At 67.0% G+C, this 24,986-nt stretch carries 29 protein-coding genes and 1 other RNA gene; 14 read left to right on the top strand and 16 right to left on the bottom strand.

Going from position 1 to position 24,986, the window contains the following annotated elements; all coding sequences use genetic code 11:
• Nucleotides 1-118: 118 nt before the first annotated feature.
• On the bottom strand, nucleotides 119-598 hold the full coding sequence (locus tag ACRDU5_RS22355) for a hypothetical protein (RefSeq protein ID WP_526617176.1): 480 nt from the start codon (nucleotides 596-598) through the stop codon (nucleotides 119-121).
• Nucleotides 599-689: 91 nt separating this feature from the next.
• On the opposite strand from ACRDU5_RS22355, the gene ACRDU5_RS22350 reads away from it, so the two are divergent.
• The 3 genes from ACRDU5_RS22350 to ACRDU5_RS22340 all read left to right on the top strand — a co-directional run bounded on the left by ACRDU5_RS22350 (nucleotide 690) and on the right by ACRDU5_RS22340 (nucleotide 4,039).
• Entirely contained in the window at nucleotides 690-1,445 is a 756-nt protein-coding gene (locus tag ACRDU5_RS22350) for a helix-turn-helix transcriptional regulator (protein WP_526617175.1), read from the top strand.
• 82 nt (nucleotides 1,446-1,527) lie between these two features.
• Nucleotides 1,528-2,634: a transaldolase gene (tal, locus tag ACRDU5_RS22345; RefSeq protein ID WP_526617174.1), complete on the top strand. Its 1,107-nt coding sequence runs from the start codon at nucleotides 1,528-1,530 to the stop codon at nucleotides 2,632-2,634.
• A 172-nt stretch (nucleotides 2,635-2,806) separates the two neighbouring features.
• The gene (locus tag ACRDU5_RS22340) at nucleotides 2,807-4,039 is read left to right on the top strand and encodes an NAD(P)/FAD-dependent oxidoreductase (RefSeq protein ID WP_526617173.1); all 1,233 of its coding nucleotides are present in this window, start codon (nucleotides 2,807-2,809) and stop codon (nucleotides 4,037-4,039) included.
• A gap of 42 nt (nucleotides 4,040-4,081) precedes the next feature.
• On the opposite strand, the gene ACRDU5_RS22335 is transcribed toward ACRDU5_RS22340, so the two are convergent.
• Entirely contained in the window at nucleotides 4,082-4,879 is a 798-nt protein-coding gene (locus ACRDU5_RS22335) for a helix-turn-helix transcriptional regulator (RefSeq protein WP_526617172.1), read from the bottom strand.
• Nucleotides 4,880-4,955: 76 nt separating this feature from the next.
• Here ACRDU5_RS22335 and ACRDU5_RS22330 point away from each other — a divergent pair, with 76 nt between their 5' ends.
• From ACRDU5_RS22330 to ACRDU5_RS22315, 4 genes are all read left to right on the top strand, one after another.
• Nucleotides 4,956-5,708, top strand: coding sequence for a GTP pyrophosphokinase (locus tag ACRDU5_RS22330; protein WP_526617171.1), 753 nt, complete (start codon nucleotides 4,956-4,958; stop codon nucleotides 5,706-5,708).
• Nucleotides 5,709-5,973: 265 nt separating this feature from the next.
• The gene (locus tag ACRDU5_RS22325) at nucleotides 5,974-6,561 is read left to right on the top strand and encodes a DUF5994 family protein (RefSeq protein WP_526617170.1); all 588 of its coding nucleotides are present in this window, start codon (nucleotides 5,974-5,976) and stop codon (nucleotides 6,559-6,561) included.
• The gene (locus ACRDU5_RS22320) at nucleotides 6,551-6,931 is read left to right on the top strand and encodes a DUF3040 domain-containing protein (RefSeq protein ID WP_526617169.1); all 381 of its coding nucleotides are present in this window, start codon (nucleotides 6,551-6,553) and stop codon (nucleotides 6,929-6,931) included. The genes ACRDU5_RS22325 and ACRDU5_RS22320 overlap by 11 nt, the downstream gene beginning before the upstream one ends.
• 68 nt (nucleotides 6,932-6,999) lie before the next feature.
• A complete protein-coding gene (locus ACRDU5_RS22315) occupies nucleotides 7,000-7,902 on the top strand; it encodes a slipin family protein (protein ID WP_526617168.1) in 903 nt (300 codons plus the stop codon).
• 260 nt (nucleotides 7,903-8,162) lie between these two features.
• Here the strand turns inward: ACRDU5_RS22315 and ACRDU5_RS22310 are convergent, their stop codons facing one another.
• The 4 genes from ACRDU5_RS22310 to ACRDU5_RS22295 all read right to left on the bottom strand — a co-directional run bounded on the left by ACRDU5_RS22310 (nucleotide 8,163) and on the right by ACRDU5_RS22295 (nucleotide 11,447).
• On the bottom strand, nucleotides 8,163-9,281 hold the full coding sequence (locus ACRDU5_RS22310; RefSeq protein ID WP_526617167.1) for a hypothetical protein: 1,119 nt from the start codon (nucleotides 9,279-9,281) through the stop codon (nucleotides 8,163-8,165).
• A gap of 275 nt (nucleotides 9,282-9,556) precedes the next feature.
• The gene (locus ACRDU5_RS22305) at nucleotides 9,557-10,195 is read right to left on the bottom strand and encodes a class I SAM-dependent methyltransferase (RefSeq protein WP_526617166.1); all 639 of its coding nucleotides are present in this window, start codon (nucleotides 10,193-10,195) and stop codon (nucleotides 9,557-9,559) included.
• Nucleotides 10,196-10,230: 35 nt separating this feature from the next.
• A complete protein-coding gene (locus ACRDU5_RS22300) occupies nucleotides 10,231-10,623 on the bottom strand; it encodes a VOC family protein (protein ID WP_526617165.1) in 393 nt (130 codons plus the stop codon).
• Nucleotides 10,620-11,447 (bottom strand): oxygenase MpaB family protein, encoded by an 828-nt coding sequence (locus ACRDU5_RS22295; RefSeq protein ID WP_526617164.1) that lies wholly within the window; start codon nucleotides 11,445-11,447, stop codon nucleotides 10,620-10,622. The genes ACRDU5_RS22300 and ACRDU5_RS22295 overlap by 4 nt, the downstream gene beginning before the upstream one ends.
• A gap of 36 nt (nucleotides 11,448-11,483) precedes the next feature.
• On the opposite strand from ACRDU5_RS22295, the gene ACRDU5_RS22290 reads away from it, so the two are divergent.
• Nucleotides 11,484-12,458: a cobalamin biosynthesis protein gene (locus ACRDU5_RS22290; RefSeq protein ID WP_526617163.1), complete on the top strand. Its 975-nt coding sequence runs from the start codon at nucleotides 11,484-11,486 to the stop codon at nucleotides 12,456-12,458.
• Here ACRDU5_RS22290 and ACRDU5_RS22285 read toward each other — a convergent pair.
• Genes ACRDU5_RS22285 through tnpB form a run of 4 tightly spaced genes read right to left on the bottom strand, consistent with a single transcriptional unit; the run spans nucleotide 12,412 to nucleotide 16,008 of the window.
• Complete coding sequence (locus ACRDU5_RS22285; RefSeq protein ID WP_526617177.1) at nucleotides 12,412-13,230, bottom strand: SURF1 family cytochrome oxidase biogenesis protein; 819 nt, start codon at nucleotides 13,228-13,230, stop codon at nucleotides 12,412-12,414. The genes ACRDU5_RS22290 and ACRDU5_RS22285 overlap by 47 nt on opposite strands.
• Nucleotides 13,231-13,264: 34 nt before the next feature.
• Nucleotides 13,265-13,762 (bottom strand): low molecular weight protein-tyrosine-phosphatase, encoded by a 498-nt coding sequence (locus ACRDU5_RS22280; protein ID WP_526617162.1) that lies wholly within the window; start codon nucleotides 13,760-13,762, stop codon nucleotides 13,265-13,267.
• Entirely contained in the window at nucleotides 13,755-14,528 is a 774-nt protein-coding gene (locus ACRDU5_RS22275) for an HAD hydrolase-like protein (protein WP_526617161.1), read from the bottom strand. Before ACRDU5_RS22275 ends, ACRDU5_RS22280 begins: the two co-directional genes overlap by 8 nt.
• A gap of 1 nt (nucleotide 14,529) precedes the next feature.
• Nucleotides 14,530-16,008, bottom strand: a complete 1,479-nt coding sequence (tnpB, locus tag ACRDU5_RS22270; RefSeq protein ID WP_526617160.1) for an IS607 family element RNA-guided endonuclease TnpB — start codon at nucleotides 16,006-16,008, stop codon at nucleotides 14,530-14,532.
• 180 nt (nucleotides 16,009-16,188) lie between these two features.
• Here tnpB and cobC point away from each other — a divergent pair, with 180 nt between their 5' ends.
• From cobC to ACRDU5_RS22245, 5 genes are read left to right on the top strand one after another with little or no spacing between them, the layout of a single operon-like run.
• Nucleotides 16,189-17,214, top strand: coding sequence for an Rv2231c family histidinol phosphate aminotransferase CobC (gene cobC / locus ACRDU5_RS22265; RefSeq protein ID WP_526617159.1), 1,026 nt, complete (start codon nucleotides 16,189-16,191; stop codon nucleotides 17,212-17,214).
• 1 nt (nucleotide 17,215) lies between these two features.
• Nucleotides 17,216-18,343 (top strand): Nif3-like dinuclear metal center hexameric protein, encoded by a 1,128-nt coding sequence (locus tag ACRDU5_RS22260; protein ID WP_526617158.1) that lies wholly within the window; start codon nucleotides 17,216-17,218, stop codon nucleotides 18,341-18,343.
• On the top strand, nucleotides 18,340-19,077 hold the full coding sequence (locus tag ACRDU5_RS22255; RefSeq protein ID WP_526617157.1) for a zinc ribbon domain-containing protein: 738 nt from the start codon (nucleotides 18,340-18,342) through the stop codon (nucleotides 19,075-19,077). The genes ACRDU5_RS22260 and ACRDU5_RS22255 overlap by 4 nt, the downstream gene beginning before the upstream one ends.
• Nucleotides 19,074-20,171, top strand: a complete 1,098-nt coding sequence (locus ACRDU5_RS22250) for a bifunctional RNase H/acid phosphatase (protein ID WP_526617156.1) — start codon at nucleotides 19,074-19,076, stop codon at nucleotides 20,169-20,171. Before ACRDU5_RS22255 ends, ACRDU5_RS22250 begins: the two co-directional genes overlap by 4 nt.
• 2 nt (nucleotides 20,172-20,173) lie before the next feature.
• Nucleotides 20,174-20,797 carry an SAM-dependent methyltransferase gene (locus ACRDU5_RS22245; RefSeq protein ID WP_526617155.1) on the top strand — a complete coding sequence of 208 codons (624 nt, stop codon included), beginning with the start codon at nucleotides 20,174-20,176 and terminating at the stop codon, nucleotides 20,795-20,797.
• 11 nt (nucleotides 20,798-20,808) lie between these two features.
• On the opposite strand, the gene ACRDU5_RS22240 is transcribed toward ACRDU5_RS22245, so the two are convergent.
• From ACRDU5_RS22240 to ACRDU5_RS22220, 5 genes are all read right to left on the bottom strand, one after another.
• A complete protein-coding gene (locus ACRDU5_RS22240) occupies nucleotides 20,809-21,525 on the bottom strand; it encodes a 2OG-Fe(II) oxygenase (protein WP_526617154.1) in 717 nt (238 codons plus the stop codon).
• Nucleotides 21,525-22,031, bottom strand: a complete 507-nt coding sequence (locus tag ACRDU5_RS22235) for a methylated-DNA--[protein]-cysteine S-methyltransferase (protein WP_526617153.1) — start codon at nucleotides 22,029-22,031, stop codon at nucleotides 21,525-21,527. Before ACRDU5_RS22235 ends, ACRDU5_RS22240 begins: the two co-directional genes overlap by 1 nt.
• A 119-nt stretch (nucleotides 22,032-22,150) precedes the next feature.
• The gene (locus tag ACRDU5_RS22230; protein WP_526617152.1) at nucleotides 22,151-22,651 is read right to left on the bottom strand and encodes a methyltransferase family protein; all 501 of its coding nucleotides are present in this window, start codon (nucleotides 22,649-22,651) and stop codon (nucleotides 22,151-22,153) included.
• The gene (locus ACRDU5_RS22225) at nucleotides 22,652-23,083 is read right to left on the bottom strand and encodes a VOC family protein (protein WP_526617151.1); all 432 of its coding nucleotides are present in this window, start codon (nucleotides 23,081-23,083) and stop codon (nucleotides 22,652-22,654) included.
• A 10-nt stretch (nucleotides 23,084-23,093) separates the two neighbouring features.
• Nucleotides 23,094-23,546 (bottom strand): helix-turn-helix transcriptional regulator, encoded by a 453-nt coding sequence (locus tag ACRDU5_RS22220; RefSeq protein ID WP_526617150.1) that lies wholly within the window; start codon nucleotides 23,544-23,546, stop codon nucleotides 23,094-23,096.
• Nucleotides 23,547-23,607: 61 nt separating this feature from the next.
• Between ACRDU5_RS22220 and rnpB the strand changes: the two genes are divergently transcribed.
• Nucleotides 23,608-24,005: RNase P RNA component class A (gene rnpB / locus ACRDU5_RS22215), an RNA gene on the top strand.
• Nucleotides 24,006-24,009: 4 nt separating this feature from the next.
• Here rnpB and ACRDU5_RS22210 read toward each other — a convergent pair.
• On the bottom strand, nucleotides 24,010-24,986 hold a 977-nt coding region (locus tag ACRDU5_RS22210), incomplete at its 5' end, for a CHAD domain-containing protein (RefSeq protein WP_526617149.1).

Genomic DNA, 24,986 nt, shown 5'->3' with positions numbered 1-24,986 from the left:
GTGCAGTGCGGCGCTGGAATGCAGGGGGTTCCTTCCGGGAGACGAGACGGATCCCTCCGCTCACCCGTCGCAGGCGTAGGTGGCGTCGGATGAACGGAGGGAAGCACGGTGGGACCGGCTACGTGGCAGGGGTATCGGTGCCGGACTTGGTGCGCCGGTGCCAGGCCGGGTCGTACACCGAGGCCAGACCACCCAACGTGAGCGCGGCCAGCAGCAGGCCGAAGTCGCGCAGTGCGACGTCGTAGAAGCCGGGGTAGCTCAGCAGGTTGATGATGATGCCGGCCAGCCAGGCGGCGACGATGTAGGCGGCGTATCGCGGCTTGATCGCCACGGCGACGCCGGCCACGATTTCGATCACGCCGACCACCAGCATCGTCTGGTGCGCGCTGATCGGGCTGATGTCCACGATCCACGGGGCCAGGTAGCCCTCCCACTTGGTGAGTACGTTGGTGAACTTGTCGATGCCGAAGACGATCGGCAGCACCGTGAATCCGATCCGCAGCAGCAGGAACGCGGCGTAGCGCGGGTCGGAGCGGGCGCGCTGCAGCACCTCGGAGGGGGTGTGGGCGGCTGAGTTGGGTAGCGCTGAGGCGGTCATCGCAATCTCCTTTGTAAGACCAATCAGAACTAGTTTTAGAATCTGCCGCTCGCGCCTATTTGTCAATACTTTTTGGTGTTAGAGTCGGGGTATGTCCATCAACCGCCACGCCGATCTGGCCGCGCTGAACGGCTTGAGTCACCTGGACGACCCGTTGCGGCGGCAGTTATACGAGTGCGTGATCGAGAGCAACGGACCGGTCTCGCGTGAGCAGGCCGCCGCCGCCGCGTCGATCGGGCGCACCCTGGCGGCCTATCACCTGGACAAGTTGGCCAAGGCGGGTCTGCTGACCGTCAGCTACCAACGGCCCGCTGGGCGTGGGGGACCGGGGGCGGGGCGGCCGGCGAAGCTATACACCCGAGCCGCCCAGGAGATCACGGTCAGCGTGCCGCCCCGGGACTACGAACTGCTCGCCCGTCTACTCGTCGCATCGGTTGAGCAGGACGCCAGCGGAGCGGTGCGAGAGGCCGTGAACAGCGCGGCGCATGACGCGGGGCGGCGTGCCGGTGCTCAGACTGGGGGAAGTGTGGTGGGCGCACTGCGCAATTGCGGCTACCTGCCCCACGCGGGCGACGATGGCCGCATCGATCTCCGGAATTGCCCGTTTCATTTGGTCGCTAAGGACCACCGAGACGTGGTGTGCGGGTTGAACTTACGCCTCGTCGAGGGTGTCATCGCAGGTTGTGGTCACCCGCTCGCGCACGCCGAACTCGATCCGGCCCCTGACCGGTGCTGCGTGGTGGTGCACGACGCGCAGCCCTCGGCACGCGCGCGTCGCCGACGCCGACCCGATCCAGCCGTCCCCGCCGACAGCGAAGCCACCAGCACTGACCGGCCGGCACCATGACCGCGTCGATCATGTCGCCGATCGTCGTCCGCGACACGGGGACCGCGCGCATCGCGCGGCCCGACTGGGGTGGGTGTGGGTGATGACCCGGCTCGAGCGGCTCTACACCTACCAGCGGCAAAGCCCGTGGCTGGATAACCTCACCCGTGCATACCTGCGCGACGGCACATTGGCCGCCTTCGTGGCCGACGGGATACGCGGAGTGACAGCCAATCCGACGATCTTGGCCAAGGCCATCGGCGCCTCTGATGCCTATGACGCGCAGTTCCACGCACTGACCGCCGCGGGCTGTTCGGTCGAGGATGCCTACTGGGAGTTGGCCGTGCACGACGTCATCGATGCCCTGGCCGTGTTGCGTCCGACCTACGACAAATCGCGCGGCAGCGATGGTTTCGTGTCGATCGAAGTCGCTCCGGAGCTGGCGCGAGACACCGCGGCCACGATCGCCGCGGCCGCCCGATTACACGAGCGCATCGCCCGCCCCAACCTGCTGGTGAAAATCCCCGCCACCGCCGAGGGCATCCCGGCGATCGAAGCGACGATCGGCAGGGGGTTGAGCATCAACGTCACCCTGATCTTCTCCCTGTCCCGCTACGAGCAGGTGATCGAGGCCTACCTACACGGCCTCGAAACGTTGGCCGCACGCGGCGGAGTTCTCGCGGCGGTCCGCAGTGTGGCGTCGTTCTTCGTCAGCCGCGTCGACACACAGGTCGACCGCAGGCTGGAGCAGATCGGCGGTGCGGACGCGCTGGCGCTGCGCGGACGTGCCGGCATCGCACAGGCACGCCTGGCCTACCAAATGTTCCGGGACCGATTCGCCGGGCCGCGGTGGGAGAAACTGGCCGCCCTCGGCGCCCACCCGCAACCGCCATTGTGGGCATCAACCTCGACCAAGAACCCCGACTACCCCGACACCCGCTACGTCGACAGCCTCATCGGCCCCGGCACGATCAACACGATGGCCGAGTCCACCATCGCCGCATTCGGGGACCACGGCACCGTCGCCCGCACCATCGACACCGACATAGGTGAAGCGACCCGCGTCATGCAGAACCTGCGCGCGGTGGGGATCGACATGGACGACGTCGGGCACACCCTCGAAGACCAAGGCGTCACCGGCTTCCAACAATCGTTCGCCCATCTGCTGATCACCCTGCGCGACAAAGCCCACCAGCTGGCGCAGCAATGATCGCCCCGGCGGTGACACCACGCCGAGCGGGTGCGAAAGATCGACGAGTTTCGCGGGCCAGTCGAGAGGTGCGCCGCGCCACGACGGTCCGCGAGAAGCAAGCAACACAACAGGATTCGGCTGGGCGACACATGAACACAATTGCCGCCCACACAACGAGAAGGAGACGAACGTGAGTGCACAGCAGACATTTGTCATCGTGGGCGCCGGGCTAGCCGGCGCCAAGGCCGCCGAGGCGCTGCGCACCAACGGTTTCGACGGCAAGGTCATCCTCATCGGCGATGAGGATGACCGCCCATATGACCGACCACCCCTGTCGAAGGGCTACCTGCTGGGCGCCACCGAGCGCGAAAAGATCTACATCCATCCCGCGCAGTGGCACTGCGAACACGACATCGACCTGCGTCTGGGTACGCGGGTCACCGAAATCGACCGCACTGCACACAAAGTGCGCACAGCGTCGGGAGAGACACTCGGCTACGACAAGCTGCTACTGGCGACCGGGTCGTCGCCCCGGCGCCTCGAGGTGGCTGGTGCGGACCTGCCAGGTGTGCACTACCTACGCAGAGTCGCCGACAGCGACGCACTGCAGGCCGCATTCGCCGCCGCGCAGCGGGTAGCCATCATCGGGGCCGGCTGGATCGGCCTGGAGACCGCGGCCGCCGCCCGCGCCGCCGGCTGTCACGTGACCCTCATTGAGCGGGGATCGCTGCCACTGCTGGGCGTCCTCGGCGCGGAGGTGGCCGAAGCCTATGCGGCCCTGCACCGCGCCCACGGTGTCGAGCTGCGTCCGGGCGCCGACGTGGCCGAGATCATCGGCGCCGCCGACAAAGTGACCGGCGTGCGCCTGTCCGACGGGGACGTCCTGGCGGCCGACACGGTCGTGATCGGCGTGGGCATCCTCCCCAATACCGAGCTGGCCGCGGCCGCAGGTCTGCCGATCGACAACGGCGTCGTCGTCGACGAGTACCTGGCCACTATCGACCCCGACGTATTCGCCGCCGGCGATGTCGCCAACGCCTACTACCCACTGCTGGGCACCCACCTGCGTCTTGAGCACTGGTCGGCCGCCCTCAACCAAGGGCCGGTCGCGGCAGCGAACATGAAGGGCGCGGCCACCTCCTACGACAAGGTGCCCTACTTCTTCTCCGACCAATACGACAGTGGCATGGAGTATTCCGGCTACGTCCCGCGCGACGGTTACGACAAGGTCGTCTTCCGCGGCGACGTCGCCAGCGGCAAGTTCATCGCCTTCTGGATGAAGGACGGAACGGTGCTGGCCGGCATGAACGTCAACACCTGGGATGTCACCGACGCCATCGAGGCGCTGGTGCGCTCCGGTGCGCAGCCCGACCCATCGAAGCTGGCCGACCCCGACGTGCCCTTGACTGACCTGACCGGCTAGCTCTTCGCGCACAGCGCGCAGACGATGCTCACCGAGTCGGCATCAATTTCGCGTTGATCTTCGCGAAGCGTTCAACCTGGCGATGCACAGTTCTGGTTCGACGAACGGGTCGAGCCTGGCCGACAGTCCTTGATCTCGTGTGCCGGGTTTACCACCGGCGGCCGCGGCGTGGTCAAGCAGGCCCTGCAGCAGTCCCAGGTGGATGCTGCAACCCACCTCAGGGTGGGCCCGGGCCAAATCCCGTACCGGGCAGCCGCGCAGCCGAATGACCCGTTCACGTCCGACGATCTGCTTGCTGTCAGCCGACAGCGATGCCATTGGCTCGGATTCAGCAGCCAGTTCTGGGTCGAATCCCATCCGGTCGAAGACCTCCGCGGCGAGTGTGGCTCCTCGATCCAGCGGGTCATCGGCCGACGCAGTATCCGTATCGTCTTGGCCCGCAACGGGTTCGTCCTGCGAGCCCGCGATCCGGGCGGCCCACTGCACTCCGACGCGCTGAGCACGACGAGCACGTGCCTCCGTTGTGTCTCCGAGCTCCATCGCGAGAATCTCGGCGAGTATCCGATAGTCCAGCCGCTCCTCGACCGCGCGGTATCCAGTGCGCGGACGACCCACACCGTGCCGGTTCATCCGGGTGCGCTCGATCGCTCCCTCGTCACATAACGCGTCCAGGTGGAAGCGCACGGTGGTGACGTGCAACCCGATGCGCGATGCGAGTTCGACGGCGTCAATCGCGTCGCCGTGCGCACGCACCATCTGAAGCACCCGTTCACGTTGCCGGTTGCGCGGCAGGCGATCTCGCCGGCTGCGCCCGGCCTTGGAGTCTGCTTCTTCGCCCACCAGCACCCTTACTGTTCTTATATTTAACGGATATACTTCCTCTATATTAGCAGTGTTGCGATGAGAAGAGCAGAAGATGACCGTCGATGGCGCCCACAAGGTTGTCGGTGACCTACCGCAGACCGAGTTCACGCCGACGCACACCGACTTCGCCGGGTTCCTGCTGCCGTATCAGTGCGCCATTTCCGCGCTGACGACCAAGGTCAATATCGTCAAGGACGAACTCACTCACGCCGATCACTACTGCCCGATCCGCCACGTCACATCCCGGCTGAAACCGCCCGACAGCATCCTGGGTAAGGCCGTGTGCATCGGCTGCCCGCCCACCGTCGACGACATCCGCGCCAACATCCTCGATATTGCCGGGGTCCGCGTCACCTGCGGCCTCATCTCGGATACCTACCGGGTCGCCACCCTGCTCAGCCAGCACGCCGACCTCACCGTGATAGAGGTCGAGGATTACATCGCCCACCCGAAGCCCGGCGGCTACAACGGCTTTCACATGATCATCGAGGTTTCGGTCTATCTGAGCGACCGCGTCGAGCGGGTGCCCGTCGAACTCCAGATCAGAACGATCGCGATGGACTTGTGGGCCAACCTGGAGCACAAGATCTACGACAAGCACGACCACGCCGTGCCCCGCCGACTGCTCAACGAACTGATCGACGCCGCCGCCGTCGCGCATCGACTCGATGTGAAGATGCAGCGGCTCTACGACGAGGCTGGCGAGCCCACCGCCGGGGACCACGGTCACAACGGCTTTCACCTGGAGCTGCTGGCGCCGCCCACAATCGACGGCTGGCGGCCTGGCCGAGGACGGTATCTATGACCGAATCGACCACCGAAACATTGGCGGCCGCCATGCGTGGTGTCGCGACCGGTAGTCACCACCGCGCAATCAGTGCGCCGAAAACCCCGCCCGTGTCATTGACACCGAGGGTGCTACCAAACCTCACCGACCTCGGCCGTCGAGGCCAACCGGGTTGCACGCTACACACACTCCCGGCACGGCGGATCTCTCGAGGCCCACCCAGGCGCCGGCCGAAACACGATCTGACCCATTCACCCGACAAGTCCAGGCGGGAGGCCCGCACATGTCCGCACCAATTCTGTCCTTCCAGACCGCGCACGCGCGCCGACCGGGAACCGGTAATCTCCGATTGCGGTTGAAGCCCGCCCACCGGTCCTGCGGATCCGTGCAGGGCGCCTGGTGGCCCCGCACCAATCAACTGCACACCGAACTTCCACTCCTGCTCGCAGCCCTCTGGCCGCGGGTGGGATCCGTCGACCGGGTAATCTACGACGAGACCAGCTGGGCCCCAGCATCATTGCGGATGCAGTTCAGGGGTCACAACGTCATCCTGGAGGGCTCCAACACCACCTCGACCAACATCCTGTCGCTGATCGGCGATGGGTTCGGCCAGCTGGTGCTGCTGGTCGTTCCTCCCTGCACCAACCCCACCCGCGCGTACACGGCTGTGATGACGGCGTCGAAACCCGACGATGTGTCGACCCCCGACGAACTGTTGGGGATCGGGCCGCGCGAAGCGCAGGATCGCCGACTCGTTCTTTTGGCGCAACAGCGTTGGGAGTCAGAAGGCGGTGCACTGCGCCGTCTGGGCCAGGATCGCGGTAACGGTGCCGTGGTAGGGCAATTCGAGGAGGTGCGGCGTGCTCAGTGACGACGACTTCCAAGCCCTGCGCGACATCGAGCGCCGACTGCGCTGGAACAGCCCGCAATTGGTTCAGCTGTTCAACAGCGTGCATCCGCAGCCGCAGACGAATCACCATCGGCGGGCCAGGATCCGAGTGCTGCTGGCCGCGGCCGCGCTCGCCGGCCTGGCGCTACTGGGACCACGCATGCTCACCGAGGCCGAAATCCGAACCCAGCAGCGCCGGCCGCTGCCGCGAACCGCGCCGTCCGACACCAGCATCGCCCGCCGGACCGACCCCCTTTCGGGGCCCGCCGCGCCGACCGCCCCGATCGAGGTCGCCGACACACTCGTTTCGCCGTCAACCATTGTCGCAACACCGCTGTGTCGAGCGGCCTGACGATTCACCGCTATTAGAGCCCGAGCTCACCAACGACTACCGAGGCCCGGGCGGAACTGGAGAGAAAAATGACCCTCCTCTACGCACTGGCCGCCGTATTGGGCCTCGGTGTGCTCTGGCTGGGAACCAACCTGCGCGTCGTCAAACAATACGAACGAGGCGTGGTCTACCGATTCGGCCGCGTGCAAACCGGTGTTCGCGCACCGGGACTGACGATGCTGATCCCGATCGCCGACCGCCTCGAAAAGGTCAACATGCAGATCATCACGATGCCCATCCCCGCCCAAGACGGCATCACCCGCGACAACGTAACCGTGCGCGTAGATGCCGTCATCTACTTCAACGTCGCCGATCCAGTGCGCGCGGCCGTCGACGTCCAGGACTACACGTCTGCCATCGGCCAAGTCGCACAGACATCGCTGCGATCAATCATCGGCAAAAGCGACCTCGACGACCTGCTCTCCAACCGCGAGGGTCTCAATCAGGGCATGGAGCTGATGATCGACAGCCCCGCGCTCGGCTGGGGTGTCCACATCGACCGCGTCGAAATCAAGGATGTGGTCCTGCCCGATTCGATGAAGCGCTCGATGTCGCGCCAAGCCGAAGCCGAGCGTGAACGACGGGCACGGATCATCACCGCCGACGGCGAACTGCAGGCATCGGAAAAACTTGCCCAGGCAGCCGAGGTGATGTCCGAACACCCGGCCGCGCTGCAACTGCGGCTCTTACAAACCGTCGTTGAGGTCGCTGCCGAGAAGAACTCGACCCTGGTGCTGCCCTTCCCCGTCGAACTGCTGCGGTTCCTGGAAAAAGCCACACCACAACCCGGGGCCCAAAACACTGCAGACACAACCCCCGCCGCCCTACCCAATGGCGAGACACCGCATGTGGTCACCCCACCAATGCTCGACGACCCTCGCGATCTGCCCCTCGAAACCGTTGCGGGCCAGCCCTTCCGGCTCAGCCAATAGCTCCCGATTGGCTGAGCCGCCAGGCCGCACGCATGCGGGGTTCTCGGTCACCGACCGGCCTGCCGCGCAAGGGGGAACCGATTAACTATGAACACTCCAACGATGTCGTCCGGCTCGCACGGAGAACAAGCGAGACAGACATTCGCGTCGGCCGCCCGCTTCACGGGCCTGGTCGTGGCTGTCGCAATGCTGGTTCTCGTCTTGGGACTGCTGTGGGTGAATGGCTGCAAGTCGGGGACCGGTGGCGAGGCGCTAGCGTGCTAGCTGTTCGATCCGGTGTCGGATTGAGCTGCGATCCACGCCTCAAGCGCCTGATCCAGTGCCGCGTCCTTTGTGATACCTGAGGCAGCGACGACCTTGTTGAACTCGGCGACGAGTGTCGCTTTTGCATTCGCCTCCAGGCGCAGTCGATCCCTCGTAAACTCTGGCGGCTTTACCTTGAGTTCCTCGGATGGAAAGGCGGTCAGCAGTTCGAGGTAGTTCACGGGCGTCGGGATCATCGCCTGCCCCTTCGTGAACCACTTCAGCAGGTTGTTCTTCGCGGAGTTCTTGCAGAAGCCGCGAGTGTGGACGTAGTCCTGGCGCATGTTCCGGAGATCGCCGAAGTAGTTCAGCCTGATGGCCTCCGGCTCACAGCCGAGCGCCTCGGCCAGGGCAGGCCGGTAGTGCTCCTCCCATTCGGTGTAGAAGGTGACGATCAGCTGCGCGGCGAACTGTTTCATGATGGACGGCTGATCAGCCGGGTTAGGCTGCATGGCCTCAGCCCACGTGCTCGCGATCGTGTTGTCGACCGAGGCGGCGAACGCCGCGAGGGGGATCGACGTCGCCGTGGGGACATTGACGAGTGTGTTGGTTGCGAAGTCGAAATGCCTCGGTGGCAACCGAAATCCAGTGCGCGCGGCTTCAGCTTGCTTGGCGAGCTCGTCGTCGATGACCTTGATCGGGCCCAGGTGGCTCGTCCCGGCGACCAGTAGATTCACTTTCAGCCACATCTCCATATCGGCGACAATCTGCTCCGCCGTGGGTGCGAAACCAGTACCGTCACTCAGCTTTTCGCGTGCAGCGGATACGGCATCCAAGAGCTGGTCGATCTGCGGCTCCATTGGCTCGTAGGGGGTGAAGGCATGGGCGGCATCGTGGACAGGCTGGAGAACGTCCTTCAGCGACGAGTCATGCGGTGGGTCGGCCGCCCACAATTCTTTGAACCGCCCTGTGTAGGTGCCGGAGATCATGCTGTATGCATTTGCCGCAGGCAGGTCGGCACCCGTCTTTCCGCCGGCAAGCGCCCGGCGCGTGTTCCGCCCGGACGGAGAGTCGTCGACCCGCTGGATGTCCTCCAGCACCTTGTCCCAGCGGGCGGTCGCATCCTGAGTTGCCATACTGCAACGGTAGCGAGGTCGACGGACAAAACGTCGTTCTCGGAATCGGTGTCAGCAGCGGTCTTCGGATCGCGCTGTGAGTCCAACCCCCGGTGTGCCCAGAGTGTGCCAAGACGCGCAACAACGACCCGTGAAACGGTGGACGCGGTGACACGCCTGAGACCCGCCACCAGGACATATCGACACCACCGGCACTCGGTGAGACGGTAGGGACGCTTTGGGGCAGCTTTACACACCAGCGGTCGAAGGTTCGATCCCTTTCGCGCCCACCAGGGTCAGTCCCGACGCTGCAACACGTAGCTGGCCGCCGAGAAGCGGTTGCGAAGCTTGGCGATCGATCGTTCGTGAGGCGCCGTGGCAGTCACCAACGGCTCATCCGCCGCCGACAGCAGCGTCCATGCGGGCGTGAACCGGCGCTCGATCTCCGCCCTATCGGCGCGCAGAAATCGAAGGGGCCCACCGGGTTTGATGGCGACAATCAATAGCCGTGCGCGCGGCGCCGCAGCCACGGTGATCTCATGGACATACAGGTCACGGTCGCGGTCACTCATGCCGTGCAGGGTGCCGGTGTCCACGATCAACTGGAAGCCTGAACCGATTTTGGCCTGACTCAAATGCGTAACGTCGCCGTGCACGAAATTCACCGAAACGCCGGCGGCACGGGCCTTGCCGCGGGCCTTGTCGAGCACCATCGGCACGAAGTCGACACCGGTGACATGCCATCCGTGTTGAGCCAGATAGATGGATGCGTCTCCGGTGCCGCACCCGACGTCAAGCGCCGATCCCGGCGGCAGCGCGGGGGCATCGGCGGTTCCCTCGATCAGTTCCCGCAGCCTCGTCGCAAGCGGATGACCTTCCCACGGGGTATACCCGACCCGGTAGAAGATCCGAAACAGTGCGCGTTTAGAAGCCATCGCCCATACGCCATTCGGTCGCTCGCGGGGCGCCGCTATCCGGCCGGCGGTGCGAAGAACTCGAGCGCGATGCCGTCGGGGTCGCGGAAGCTCAGCCCCGAGCCGTAGTGGGCGTCCACGATGCCGCCGTGGTCGATGCCGAGTTCGTTGAGCCGGTTGACCCAGGTCTCCAGCTCGGCGCGGTCCGTGCAGCCGAACCCGACGTGGTCGAGTCCGGCCCGGAACTCGGTGAATCGGTCGCCCTCCATCGGCCGGTCATGCTGGTGGATGCCGAACACGGTGCCGTTGTCGAACACCCAGACCAGGTGCCGGAATCCGGCGTCGGTGTGCTCGTCGAGCATCGGGTCGGCGCCGAACAGCGCTCGATACCATGGTCCGCTTGCGTCGACATCACGCACGGTAAGCGCGACGTGGTTAAGTGCCGTCATACAACCCGCTTTCCTCGGCGCGCGCGAGCACGCATGTCCCACAAGTACATTCGATAGCCCAGTATCCACACCTCGCGGGGAATGACCCGGTCGGCGATCCGCAACGCCGTCAACAACCACTCGAACCTGCGCTGCTGGCGCGCGGTCCATGTCATTGCCATGAGCGCCCGAAACTCCGGGGCGAGAAAGCCCGTGGTGGCGAAGAGATTGAAGCGGCCGGCGAGCAACCGCAGCGGGGCGGGCAGGAACGCCATCGCCGCCACCCCGTGCAGGTGCTCGCGCACCGGCGGGTCGATGTTCAGCTCGTCGAGTGAGCGCTTCCAGAACTCGTCGAACGCGATGCGGTCAGCCGGCCACATGTCCTCGCGCACTTGCAGCGTGGTGCCCAGCTTCCTGGCATCTTGGTACACCGCGTCGGCGGCTTCGTCGTCGAGCGGCCCGTAGAGGAACTCGTGCTGGTCGATGTAGTAGCGATAGAGGCAGGCGGCCACCCACAGCTGCAGCCGCGGATCGAATGCGTTGTAGGGCAACGGGCTTGACGGCTTCGACCGGACCAGCTCATGCACCTTGTCCACTTCGTCGCGGATCAGCGCACGGTCGGCGTCGGTGCCGAGGGTGGCCGCGGCCAGGTAGGTGCCGGTGGTGCGTGCCCGCTTGAACGGATGCTTGTAGACGTTGCCGCTGTCCACCGGGCTTTCCAGCACGCCGTAGCCCACGCTGGGCGACGACAGCTGCATGATCACGTTGGCCGCCGGCAACAGCACCGCCGCGGGATTGATCAGATCGACCGCGCGGGTCGGCCGCCGCGGTGGGCCCAGCCTCATGTTTCGAGTAGACCACTTTGTGAGACGCTCGCAGGCGTGTTTGCGTCGACGTGTCGTGGCCGGGCCGTGGGCATCGCGGCCGGGTACCTCGCCGACGTGGTGCTGGGCGACCCTCGGCGCGGACATCCAGTTGCGCTGTTCGGCCGCGGCGCCGCCGCCCTCGAGCGGTTCACCTATGCCGACGACCGCTGGGCCGGTGCGTTGCATACCGGTGTTCTGCTCGGCGCGTTGTCCCTACTCGGCGTCGCGGGGGAGCGGGCCGCCGCGGGGCGGGGCACCGCATGGACCGCCGCGAGCACGGCCGCGGTGACGTTCGTGGCGCTCGGCGGCACCTCGCTGACCCGCACCGGCGGGCAGATGGCCGACCTGTTGTCGGCCGACGATGTCGGTGGTGCCCGACGACTGTTGCCGTCGCTCTGCGGACGCGACCCGGCCGCCCTGGATGCCGACGGGCTGACCCGCGCCGCGGTGGAGTCGGTGGCCGAGAACACCTCCGACGCGCACGTCGCGCCGCTGCTGTGGGCGGCGGTCGGCGGCCTGCCCGCGCTGCTGGTCTACCGCGGTGCCAACACCGTCGACGCGATGATCGGCCACCGTTCGCCGCGCTACCACCGATTCGGTTGGGCGGCGGCGCGGTTCGACGATGCGCTGAACTTCGTGGCGGCCCGCGTCACCGGTCTGCTGGTGGCCGTCTGCGCTGCGGTGGTCGGCGGGTCACCGGCGGGCGCCCTGCGAGCCTGGCGACGCGACGCGACCCGACACCCCAGCCCCAACGCCGGGGTGGTGGAGGCGGCGTTCGCGGGTGCGCTGGGTGTCCGGCTCGGCGGGCCCACTCAATACGCGCACCAGCTGGAGATCCGGCCCACACTCGGCGACGGGCCCGCCCCGCAGGTCTCGGATCTTGTCCGGGCGGTGCGGCTTTCGCGGGCGGTCCAGGTGCTGAGTGCGGCGTTGGCGGTGTTGGTCAGCGCCGCTTGCCGTAGCGGTCGGCGAGTTTCTCTTCGGTGGTGAGCGGGGCATCGAACGGTCGGGTCTGCTGGGCCTTCTCGCGTCGCCGCACCCGGATCTCCGACACCACGAAGTAGCCCAACCCGAGCGGTGCCAGGATGCCGAACGCAATCCACTGAATCCCGTAGGACAAAAACGGTCCGGCATCCAGATGGGGCAGCGGGATGACGCCCAGACCGCCGGGCTTGTCCTCAACCAGCAGCAGGTAGGACCCGGTCAGCGGAACGCCCGTTAGCGCCGCGATCTGCGCGGTGTTGATGGAGTACACCTGCTGGGCGCCGTCCTGGCGGAATGGCGCCTTGCCATCGACGGCGGGTTCGGAGTCCCGCAGCCGCGCCGTGATCGTCACGGTTTGAGCCGGCGGCGGCGGGATGACCGGCACCCGTGAGCCCTGCTCCGGTCGGACATATCCGCGGTCGACCAGGACGGTCGGGCCGCCGTCAACGGCAAACGGCACCAGCACTTCGAACGCCGGCTCGGCATCGACGACGCGCAGTCGGGCCAGCACCTGCGCATCCGGAAGATACCGTCCGGTGGCCGTCACCCGCTGCCACTGTTCGTCCGGGGCCGACGAATTCTGTTGTGGCAAAAGGCTTGTCACCGCAACCGGGTCGGCGGTCAGCGAACGGGAGATCTGCTCGTTCTCTCGCGACGTCTCGGTGTTCTTGCCGAGCTGCCACGGCGCCAGCACGGTGAAGCACAGGTAGGCGAACGCGATGACCACAACGAACAACGCGAGCCAGCCCGGCCGCACCAGGAAGGCCCACCTCCGGATCAAACTTCGCCTCTTCACTTCGTTCATCGCCGGCCTAGCTGGCTAATCCCCGGTCGGCCAGTTGTTCGTCCACCCAGTCGTGCAAACCGGGCAGCGCGGCCTCGATGACGGCGAAGACGTCCTCGAAGTCTTGATGGGTGCCGTAGTAGGGATCCTCGACGTCCAGCGCATGGGCACCCGAGCGCGGGTCGAACGATCGCAGCATCCGGATTCGGTTGGGCGCAACGCCCATTTCCCGCAGCATCCGCTCGTGGTTTCGGCCCAGCGCCACCACCAGGTCGGCGGACAGGTGGTTCTCGTCGATCTGTGCGGCGGTGTGCGTCGTCGGGTATCCGTGGTCGCGCAGCACCCGGTTGGCGCGATCGTCGGCGCAGTCGCCCGCATGCCAGCCCCCGGTCCCCGCGCTGGTGACCCGCACTTCGTCGGCCAGGCCCCGCTGGTTGATCTGGTGGGCGAACATCTTCTCCGCCATCGGCGAGCGACAGATGTTACCCGAGCAGATGAATGTGACGTGCAGCGTGGGTTCAGACACCGGAGCCGCCCGCCGGCCGACTGGGGGTACCTCCCGCTTGCGGGGGACAGACACCGAGCACCTCGCGCAGGTCGTCGACCGTCGTGACGTGCGCGATTGCGCCGACGGCGGGCGCCCCGTCGAAATCGGCCTGCCCGTAGCCCCAGCCGACCACCACGGTGTCGATGCCGTGGGCGGCCGCGCCTTCCACATCGTGCGATCGGTCGCCGACCATCACCACCCGGTCGGGCTGGGGGCACCTCCCGCTTGCGGGGGACGGCTCGAGCTGGGCAAGCGCGTGCGCCACCACATCGGCCTTTGTCGCGCGGACGCCGTCGACACTGGCCCCGGCGACGACCTCGAAATGCCCGTCCAGCCCGAAATGCTCGACGATCCGGCGGGCCGTCGGCTCGGCCTTCGACGTAGCCACCGCCAGCCGCACCCCGGCGGCCCGCAGATCGGCCAGCAGCTGCGGGATGCCGTCGAACACAGTGTTCATCGCCCAGCCGCGGGCGGTGTAGTCGGCACGGTAGGCGGCGATCGCAGCGTCGGTCTGTTCGCCGAGTCCCATCGCGCGCAGCGTGTGATGCATCGGAGGGCCGACGACGCGGCTGGCCAGGTCCCCATCGGGAACCTCGGCGCCGATCTCGGACAGGGCGTGGCGGAAGCTGGACACGACGCCCTGCGCCGAGTCGGTCAGGGTGCCGTCGAGGTCGAAGATCACCAGCGTGTCTGCCACGGCTTCATTGTCCGTTACCTGAAATGTGGGTGTTGTTTGACTGGGCATTTCAGGCAGCTTCTCCTTGCGGAGTTGCGGTCCCCGCACCGGGGTGAGTGGTGTGCGGGGTTGACGTTTCGTCGCCTCCTGCCGTCCGCACCGCACCAGGGGTGGTGGTGTGACTGGTCTTGTGGATGGCTCCACGTCCATCTCCAGCCGTGACGCTAGCGGCCGGCCTACTGCCGGTACCGGTCCCCGTTTGCCCATGATTGGGGTCGCCGAGGCGGGCGAGGTTGATCGCCGCGTTGAGATCCCGATCGATCGGCGGGCATCCATTGCGGCAGTGCAAGATGCGGTCGCGCAGCCGGAGTTTGGTTTTCACCCCGCAGCGCGAACACAGTTGAGTCGACGGAAATGACCGTGGCGCGGTCACCAGCGCGGTGCCATACCAGGTGCTCTTGTAGCCCAGCTGGGTGCGGATGCGCCCGATCGCGGCATCCCCGAGCGCGCGGTTCAGCCCGCGTTTGCGCCGACCACCTCGGCGACTCATGTTCTTGACGGCCAGCGCCTCGACCACCACGACCTCGTGACGGGTCGCCAGGCGGGCGGTGGCTTGGTGAATCTCGTTGGCCCTGATCGCGGCCACCTTGGCATGAATCCGGCCCATCCGGGCATTGGCCCGCTGCCAGCGCTTCGAGGGCTCTCGATGACTCTTTGTCTCAGGATCGTAGGGGCCACACCTGCGCGCCGCTCGCCGTTGAGCCGCCCGCATTCGAGCCTGCGCCCGAGTCAACGGTTTTGGCGCGGCCACCCGAGCCACCTCCACGCCGTCGGCCGTGGCGACCACCAACAGATCCTTGACCCCAACATCGACACCCACCACCCGATGCGGCGATCGGCGGGCGTGCGCGGGACGGCACTTACCCGTCACGATCACCTGAAACGCACACTGCCAGCGCCCCCCGACCAAACTCACCGTGGCCGACAGAATCCGCGCCGTACCGGCCCGCAGCCGCCGCGCCAGCTTGCGCGTCGACTCGTGAGTACGCACGCGCCCGATACGCGGCAACACCACATGACGGCGATCGGCCGCTACCCCGATGGCGCCGGTGGTGAACCGCACCGACCGCGCGCTGCGGTGCCGGGTCTTAAAGCGCGGGAACCCGACCGGGGCGCCGGCCCGCGCACCGCTGCGCGAGGTCGACCAGTTCAGCAGAGCGCGAGCCAAACCGTCTAACCCCGAGTTGTAGGCCTCCTTGCTGTTGGCTTCCCACCACGGCGCCACCGCATTCTTGCGCGCATTCCAGGTCTTGCGCAGCTGGGCCAGCGACCACCCCTGCACCGGGGTCAACTCCTGCTCGGCGATGCCATAGGAGCGTTCGGCGCTGCGCTGATCCAGATTCGCCTTCACCACACCGAGCATGTGGTTAAACGCGAACCGCGCCGCGCCGCAATGCGACTCCAGCATCGCCGCCTGGGCCGCGGTCGGATCCAGCGCGAACCGATACGCCTGAGCTGACCACCCGTCGGGAATCTCAAACCGCGCCATCACCACCCCCAACGGCCAGTCGCGAATTTGCGGATGCGTGACGCATAACCCAACCATCCCCGAACCCACCGACAAACGCTCACACACCCGCGATCACACACATTCGCCCAGCAGCCCCCAACCCTGATATTGACCGACGTCCCGACCTGGCCCGGCCGCTGGCGCACTACTGTTCGTGTTGTGCCAAGTCTTCCCCGGCGGGCGGCCCGCTACCACGGCGACGTGGCCGCAGCCCCGGGCATGCTGGACTTCGCCGTCAACGTGCGTGCCGACGAACCGCCGTCGTGGCTGGTGGAACGGCTGGCATCACGGCTGGCCGACCTCAGCGGCTATCCGAGCGCGGTCGATGAACGCCGGGCGACCGAAGCCGTGGCGGCCAGACACGGCCGCACCACCGACGAGGTGGCGCTACTGGCCGGGGCGACCGAAGGGTTCGCGCTACTGGCCAACCTGCGGCCCAACTTGGCGGCGCTCATCGCGCCGTCGTTCACCGAGCCGGAGGCAGCGCTGGCGGCGGCCGGCGTCGCGCTGCGACACGTCGTGCTCGCCCCGCCTTTCGACCTGGACAACGCCGTCGTCCCCGAGGACGCAGACCTTGTCGTCGTTGGCAACCCGACCAATCCGACGTCGGTGCTGCACCACCGCGACCAGATTCTGGCGCTGCGCAGGCCCGGCCGAATCGTTGTGGTCGACGAGGCGTTCGCCGACGCGATTCCCGGCGAGCCCGCGTCACTGGCTGCCGACCCACTGCCCGACGTGGTGGTGCTGCGCAGCCTGACCAAGACGTGGTCGCTGGCCGGGCTGCGGGTCGGCTACGCGCTGGGTGCGCCCGAGGTCCTGAGTCGGCTAACGGCGCGCCGCGCCCACTGGCCGTTGGGCACCCTTCAGCTGGAGGCGATCGCGGCGTGCTGCTCACCACAGGCGGCGGCCGAGGCCGATGCAGGGGCGCGCGGGCTGGCGAGAATGCGCGCCGAAATGGTGGCCGGTCTGACCGCGGTGGGGGCGGACGTCGTCGACGGTTGTGCGCCGTTCGTGCTGTTCACCGTGCCCGACGCGGAGCTGATGCGAAAGCGGTTGGACGCCAAGGGCATTGCAGTGCGCCGCTGCGATACGTTCGTCGGGTTGGACGGACAATACCTGCGAGCCGCTGTCCGTCCGGACTGGCAGGTGCTGGTCGATGCGGTCGCTGAGGTGCTGAGGTGCTGATGTGACTGCGAGCCTCTCGGACGTCATCGGCGTGCTGGACGCGGCGTATCCGCCTGGGCTGGCCCAGGATTGGGACTCGGTCGGCTTGGTTTGCGGCGATCCGGGGGAGAACGTCGACTCGGTGACTATCGCGGTCGACGCCACCGCCGCCGTCGTCGACGAAGTGCCGGAGCGGGGGCTGCTGCTGGCCCATCACCCGCTGCTGCTGCGGGGCGTCGACACCGTCGCCGCGAGCACGGCCAAGGGGGCGCTGGTGCACCGGATGATCCGCACCGGACGGGCACTGTTCACCGCCCACACCAACGCCGACGCCGCTTCGCCCGGAGTGTCCGACGCGCTGGCCGAAGCGCTGGGGCTCACCGTGGAAGAGGTACTGGCGCCGGCGGTCGGCGGTCCCGATCTGGACAAGTGGGTGATGTTCGTGCCTCCCGAGAATGCCGACGCGGTGCGGGAGGCCATGTTCGCCGCGGGCGCCGGTCACATCGGCGACTACTCGCACTGCGGCTGGGCTGTCACCGGCACCGGCCAGTTCCTCGCCCACGAGGGCGCGACACCCACGATCGGTAGCGTCGGATCCGTCGAGCGGGTGACCGAGGATCGAGTGGAGGTCATCGCCCCGGCCGGGCTGCGCGGCCATGTGCTGGCGGCGATGCGGACCGCACACCCGTACGAGGAGCCCGCCTTCGACATCTTCGCGCTGGCACCCGTTCCGGCCGATGCCGGGTTGGGCCGCATCGGGTCGTTGCCGCGACCGGAGACGTTGGCGGCGTTCGTCTCTCGCGTGCATGACGCGCTGCCCGGAACCTCATGGGGTGTGCGCGCCTCGGGTGAGGATGACGCCGCGGTGTCACGCGTCGCGGTGTGTGGCGGCGCGGGAGACTCGCTGCTGGATGTCGTCGCGGGCGCGGGCGTTGACGCCTACGTGACGGCTGATCTGCGGCACCACCCCGCCGACGAACACATCCGGCGATCCGATGTCGCGCTGATCGATGTCGCCCATTGGGCCAGCGAGTTCCCGTGGTGCAATCAGGCCGCGGAGCTGCTTCGCGGCCGGTTCGGTGACGCGCTACCGGTGCGGGTGTCCGCCATCCGCACCGATCCGTGGAATATCGAGAGAAACGAGTTATGAAAGCTGAAGTCGTCCAACAGCGTTCGCTGCTCGAATTGGCAGACCTCGATGCCGAGCTGAGCCGGATCGCGCACCGGTCCGGTCACCTGGCCGAGCAGCAGCGCCTCGAGCAGGCCCAGGCCGAGCATCGCGAGGCCAACGATCGGCTGGCGTCGCTACGGCTCGTGCTGGAGGATCCGGATGCCCAAATCTCGAAGTTCGAGTCGGAGATCGACGCGGTGCGAGCGCGTGAGGAACGGGACCGCGCGCTGCTCGACGCGGGCACCATCGACGCCAAGCAGCTCACCGAACTGCAACATGAACTCGAAACCCTGAAACGTCGCCAGTCCAGCCTGGAGGACTCGCTGCTGGAGGTGATGGAGCGCCGGGAAGAACTGCAGAGTCAGCAGGCCGACGAACTGGCCAAGATCGACGCGCTGGAAAGCGGGCTCGCCGAAGCACAGAGGGAGCTCGACGACGCGCTCGCCGCGATCGAGCAGGCCCGTCACCAGTGTGCTTCCCGGCGTGACGAGTTGACCGCGGAACTGGACGCCGAATTGGTTTCGATGTACGAGCGTCAGCGGGCCCGCGGCGGCGCGGGTGCCGGACGGTTGCAGGGACGTCGGTGCGGAGCATGCCGGATCGAGATCGACCGCGGCGAGCTTGCGCGGATTTCCGCCGCGGCCGACGACGAGGTGCTGCGCTGTCCCGAGTGCGGTGCAATCCTGTTGCGGGTCAAGGGTGCAGATCAGTGAAGGTAATCGTCGAGGCCGACGGTGGATCCCGCGGCAACCCGGGGCCGGCGGGATACGGCTCGGTGGTGTGGTCCGCTGACCACAGCACGGTGCTGGCCGAAAGCAAGCAGGCCATCGGGCGCGCCACCAACAACGTCGCCGAATACCGCGGCTTGATCGCCGGTCTGGAGGAGGCGGCCAAATTGGGCGCGAGCGACGTCGAGGTGTTGATGGATTCCAAGCTGGTCGTGGAACAGATCTCGGGCCGCTGGAAAGTCAAGCATCCCGACCTGATCGCACTTCACCAGCAGGCCACCGCCCTGGCGGCGAGGTTCGACCGCATCAGGTTCGGCTGGATGCCTCGGTCGAAGAACTCTCACGCCGACCGGCTGGCCAACGAGGCGATGGACGCCGCTGCCGAGTTGGCGGCGACGGAACCCGAGGTGTCGGCCAAGGCCACGGAAACGCCGGCCTCCCCGGCCGGCTGGACCGGCGCCCGCGGTGCACCGACCCGGTTGCTGTTGCTGCGGCACGGCCAAACCGAATTATCAACGCAGCGGCGCTATTCCGGCCGGGGAAATCCGGCGTTGACCGACGTGGGGCGCCGTCAGGCCGAAGCCGCGGCGCAGTATGTCGCGCAGCGCGGCGCAGTCGCGGCCGTCATCACTTCGCCGCTGCAGCGGGCTTACGACACCGCTGCCGCCGCGGCCAAGGCGCTGGGCCTCGACGTCGCCGTCGACGACGACCTGATCGAGACGGATTTCGGGTCTTGGGAGGGCTTGACCTTCGGCGAGGCCGCCGACCGCGATCCGGAGCTGCACCGCACCTGGCTGCGCGACACCAGCATCAGCCCGCCCGATGGCGAAAGCTTCGACAGTGTGCTCGAGCGGGTGCAGCGGGTCCGCAAGCGGCTCATGGCCGAGCGCGGCGGCGAAACGCTGCTGGTGGTGTCGCACGTGACGCCGATCAAAACGCTGCTGCGGCTGGCGCTCGACGCCGGGCCCGGCATCCTGTACCGGCTGCACCTCGACCTGGCATCGCTGTCCATCGCCGAGTTCTACCCGGACGGGGCGTCGTCGGTGCGGTTGGTGAACGAGACGTCTTACTTGCAGTGACCATGGACGACGACACACAGACGCACTGGGAAGAGCACTACGGGGAACGCGAGCGCGTTTGGAGCGGTCGGGTCAACGTCCGGCTTGCCGAGGTGGCCGCTGAACTACCACCCGGGAGGGCGCTCGATCTCGGGTGTGGCGAGGGCGGCGATGCCGTGTGGCTCGCTGAGCGAGGCTGGGACGTCGTCGCGGTCGACATCTCCGAAACCGCACTTGGCAGGGCAGCGGGGGAAGCGAGTTCTCGTGGCGTCGCCGACCGCATCGAGTTTGTCCAACACGAGCTGTCCGACACCTTTCCGGAGGGCACGTTTGACCTGGTCTCTGCGCAGTTCCTGCACTCCACCGTTCGATTGGACAGGCCGCGAATCCTCGCTCATGCGGCCGAGGCGGTGCGCCCGGGTGGGCTGCTGCTGATCGTCGACCACGGCTCGGCCCCACCGTGGGCATCGAAGCTCGACCATGTCCACGAATTCCCCAGCGCCGAAGAGGTGGTCGCCAGCTTGGACCTGAGCGCCGATGAATTCGAGCGGTTGCGAGTGAAGGAGGTCGAGCGTGAGGTCACCCGTCCCGACGGCGAGGTGGTCCCGTGGATGGACAACGTCATCGTTTTGCGTCGGCGATTGTAGCCCTTCACGTTTCACGCCGCGTCGTGGAAAACCAGCCCGAGGGTGAAGCGCTCGCCGAAGCGGACCGCCGACACGCCATGCCGGACGGGCGCGGCCGACCAGCCTCGTTTCGATTCCACCGGCCGCTCGCGGGTGGTGAACACGAAGCCGTGACCGTGCGGCGGCAGGGTGGAGGTGCCGCGGGACTGGGCCCGCGGTCGCTGCTCGACGAGAAGGAATTCACCGCCGGTGTGATCCACCTCGGGCTCGGACAGGTTGATCACCACCTGTAACGGAAACACCAAGTCTCCGTACAGGTCTCGATGCAGCGCATTCCAATCACCCGGCCCATACTTGAGCAGGATGGCTGTCGACTTGGTTTGGCCCGCGGCATGGCACATGTCGAGCCAGTCGTCGAGCTTGTCGGGCCATGGCGGCGTCCGGCCCAGCTTGTGCCACCAGTCCCGTGCGATCGGCAGCAGTCGTGGGTACAGCGCCCGCTTGAGTTGCTCGATCGGTTCGGGATAGGGCTTTTCGAAGTAGCGGTATTCGCCTTCACCGAACCGGTAGCGGGCCATGTCGATGGTGGTGCGGAACAGGTCGTCGTCGGGATACAGCCCGCGAAACTTGGCCGCCTCGGTCTTGGTGACCAGCTTCGGCAGCAGCGCACCGCCGAAATCGTTGACCTCTGCGGTGATGGCGTCCCAGTCGCCCGAGTCGACCCGCTTCTGATATTTCGTCACGGCCATCAGAACAACCGGGCCTCCCTTACTTCGGCCGGCTCCTCGAGGTCGAGCAGGAACTGCTTGCGTTCGAGTCCGCCCGCGTAGCCGGTCAGCTTGCCGCTCTTCCCGACCACCCGGTGGCACGGAACGATGATCGAGAGCGGATTGCGGCCGACTGCCGCACCGACCTCCTGCGCGGTGGAACCGTCGGCAAGCTCGGCCGCAAGTTCGCCGTAGGTGACGGTGTCGCCGTAGGGGATCGTGGTCAGCCGGCGCCAGACGCGTCGTTGCAGGTCGTCGCCGCGCAACGCAATCGGCAGGTCGAATTCGGTCCGCTCGCCGGTCAGGTATTCGGTGATCTGGGTCTGCGCCGTCGTGAACAGGTCGTCCGCGTCGGCCGTGGGGCCGAGGGTGTCCGCCGCCGGCCGGTACCAGTGGTGCGGGAAATACAGGCCGGTCAGCGCGCTGCCGTCGGCGACCAGCGTCAGCTCTCCCAGTGCGCTGTCGATGACGGCATATCGAGTGTTCATCTGTCTACCTCCTCACCCTGTAGACGACCGGTGGGGGCGGCGCGTGAGATCGAGGCTCTAGTGTGCAGTCAGATAGCGATTTCGACCGATTTCGGGCGTATCCACGATCTGACCGCACACTAGGCGGCCGACTCCTTCCAGGGCGTGAGCCGCGGGGTCCATGCCGGCACGTTGCGCCGGTACTCCTCGTACTGCTCCCCGTATGTGCGGACCAGGGTGGGCTCTTCGTACCACCGCACGAATGATGCGGTCGCGATCCAGCCGAGTGCGGCGTACAGCACCAACCAGGGACTGTCGAAGAGCAGTGCCTGACCGAGGATCGCGGTGAGCAGGCCGACGTACATCGGGTTGCGCACGAATCGGTTGAATCCGGTGACCACCAGCCGCTCTGTCGGTGCGATGGGCATGGGCGTTCCGCCGGCCTTGACGAACTGGATGAACGCGTGCACGGGCGGGATCAGGCCCATCACGATCAGCAGCACGCCAAAGATCACGCGCAGCGGCGGGCTGGACCCCGGTATCTCCCAATGGGTGATCAGCCAGGGGCCCAGCCCCACGAAGGTGCCCGGCGCCACCACGAAGAACGCCGCCGAGCCGACCGCCGCCGCGGATGTTCGCATCTACCCAGTATTGGCCGTGATGTCCGCCAGTTGGGTCAGTCGCACACTATTGCCGGACGGGTCGCGGAATCCGCTGTCGATGCCATAGGGCATTTCATGCGGCTCCTCGGTGAACTCGACACCGCGGGCCTTCATCTCCTCATAGCTGGCCTGGCAGTCCTCGGTGGTGAGAAACACCGTGCCGGCGAAGCCCTTGGCGGTCAGGTCCAACACCTGCTTGCGGGTGGCTTCGTCCATCACCGGCTCGCCGGGCACCGCCATCAGCACGATGGACACGTCGTCCTGTCCGGGCGGACCGACCGTCAACCAACGAAAGTCGAGCTCGGGCATCGAAACGTCTTGGCGCACTTCCATACCGACCTTCTCGGTCCAGTACTTCAGTGCCACTTCCTGGTCGTGCACCCACAGATGGGCGCTTGCAATTTTGATCATGGCCACGACGCTACGGCGGGTCGTCGCGGCCCGTCTTCTCCCCGTGTGCTGTTTTGACTCGGCTGTCGGCGAGTGGGCGAGTGTCCCGCTGCAGGACGCAGCTGGGCACGCGTGCATGCATGGCGGCCGGCGGCATGCTGGCCCGGTAGGCGGCGGGCGGCAGGCCATACACGCGGGCGAAGCTCGTCGTGAACGAGCCGAGGCTCTGCAGTCCGACCATGACGCAGATGTCGGCCACCGACCGGTCGGTGTAGCGCAGCAGCGCCGCCGCCCGCTCCAGCCGCCGGGTCTGGAGATACGCCCGTGGCGATTCGCCGAACTCTCGGGTGAACATCCGGCTGAAGTGTGCGCGGGACAACCCCGCGGCAGCGGCCAGATCGTCCACCGTGATCGCCTCGGCGTAGCGCGCGTCGACAAGATCTTTCGCCCGCATCAGATAGCGGACCGGTGGAACCCGCGGCATGGCCACAAGTATGGCCTGCTCGCGGAACAGGCACCCGACGCAGTACGTTTAATACTGCGGACGAGTTGGCCGGGCGGCCGCGGATCACCGCAAGGTGGTCCGAGGAAAGTCCGGACTTCACAGAGCGGGGTGATTGCTAACGGCAATCCGAGGTGACTCGCGGGAAAGTGCCACAGAAAACAGACCGCCACCATTCGGTGGTAAGGGTGAAACGGTGCGGTAAGAGCGCACCAGCATTCCGGGTGACCGGGATGGCTAGGCAAACCCCACCCGAAGCAAGGCCAAGTAGGCCGCACCTGGTGCGGCCGCGCAGGCGTCCGAGGGTTGCTCGCCCGAGCCTGCGGGTAGGCCGCTCGAGGTACCCGGTGACGGTGTGCCCAGATGGATGGTCGCCGCCTCGTCGCCGTGGTCCTACGCGGCGGCGAGGGACAGAATCCGGCTTACAGGCCAACTCGTCCGCCCGCTATTGCGTCTTGCGCACCGACTTCTTCAGTTTCTTCAGCGCATCGTCGAGCTGCTCGCGCGCGCCGCCCGCTAAATCGTCCTCCTGCGCATACAGCAGCCCGTAGGTGAACGTGTCCTCGCCGGCAGCGTGCGCGGCTTCGGCCTGCTGACTCAGGTGGGTGCGGCTGACCACGCTGTCCTGGTGGTCACCCAGCAGGCTTTGAATGTCCTTGGCCCGATCGGACACCTCGTCGGCACCGGTGGCCGCCGCGGTGTAACGGAGCCGCTTGGCGCCCTTGCGAATTCGGTGCAACGCCTCGTCGCGGTCCTCGTCGGCCGCGCCGGCGGCGTTCTTTGCGGCCTTGCGCACCCGCTTGTAGGCGGAGTCGATCGTCACCGCCGCTGGCTCTTCGCCCGGCTCCGTGGGTGGCGGCTCGGCGGCCACCAGCCCCTCGAGCGCGTCGAGCAGGCGGAAGTAGCGCGGCGAGCGCATCGCGAGCAGCGATCGCCGCAGGCCGGACCGGTACCGCCGCTTGGCGCCGTCGACCAACCGTCTCCGGATCGGACCACGGACCAGATCTTTCGGCAGTTCGTCCAGCGCCTTTTCGTACCGCTCGGCCAGTACCTCGGCGTCCCGGGCCACACCGAGCACACTGGCCAGTTGCCGCAGCTCGTCGAAAATCCACGCGTCGTTGGAGATGCCGAAAGCGCCCTCGGACGCCTGCAGCAGGCTGCGAATCTTGCGTGTGGTGACCCGCATCTGGTGCACCGAGTCGTAGACATCCGCCCGCACCGCGCGGTCCCACTCCAGCAGCTGCTCGACCTGTTCGGCCACCGCGCGGTGCACCGGATCCACCTGCGTGGTGTCGGGTTCCGGTTCGCCGTCGTCCTCGCCCGGGGCCCCGGCCAGCACCCGGGCCAGTTTGGAACCGTGTCCGGCCGACACCGCGCCGGCGTCGAGCAGCCGATTGGCCAGTCGGTCCAGCAGATCGGGTG

It is taken from the genome of Mycobacterium sp. (genome assembly GCF_050701515.1).
In the GTDB taxonomy this organism is placed as follows: Bacteria; Actinomycetota; Actinomycetes; order Mycobacteriales; family Mycobacteriaceae; genus Mycobacterium.
Note: the sequence above shows the minus strand (reverse complement) of the source record. Positions and strands in the feature narration are given on the sequence as shown.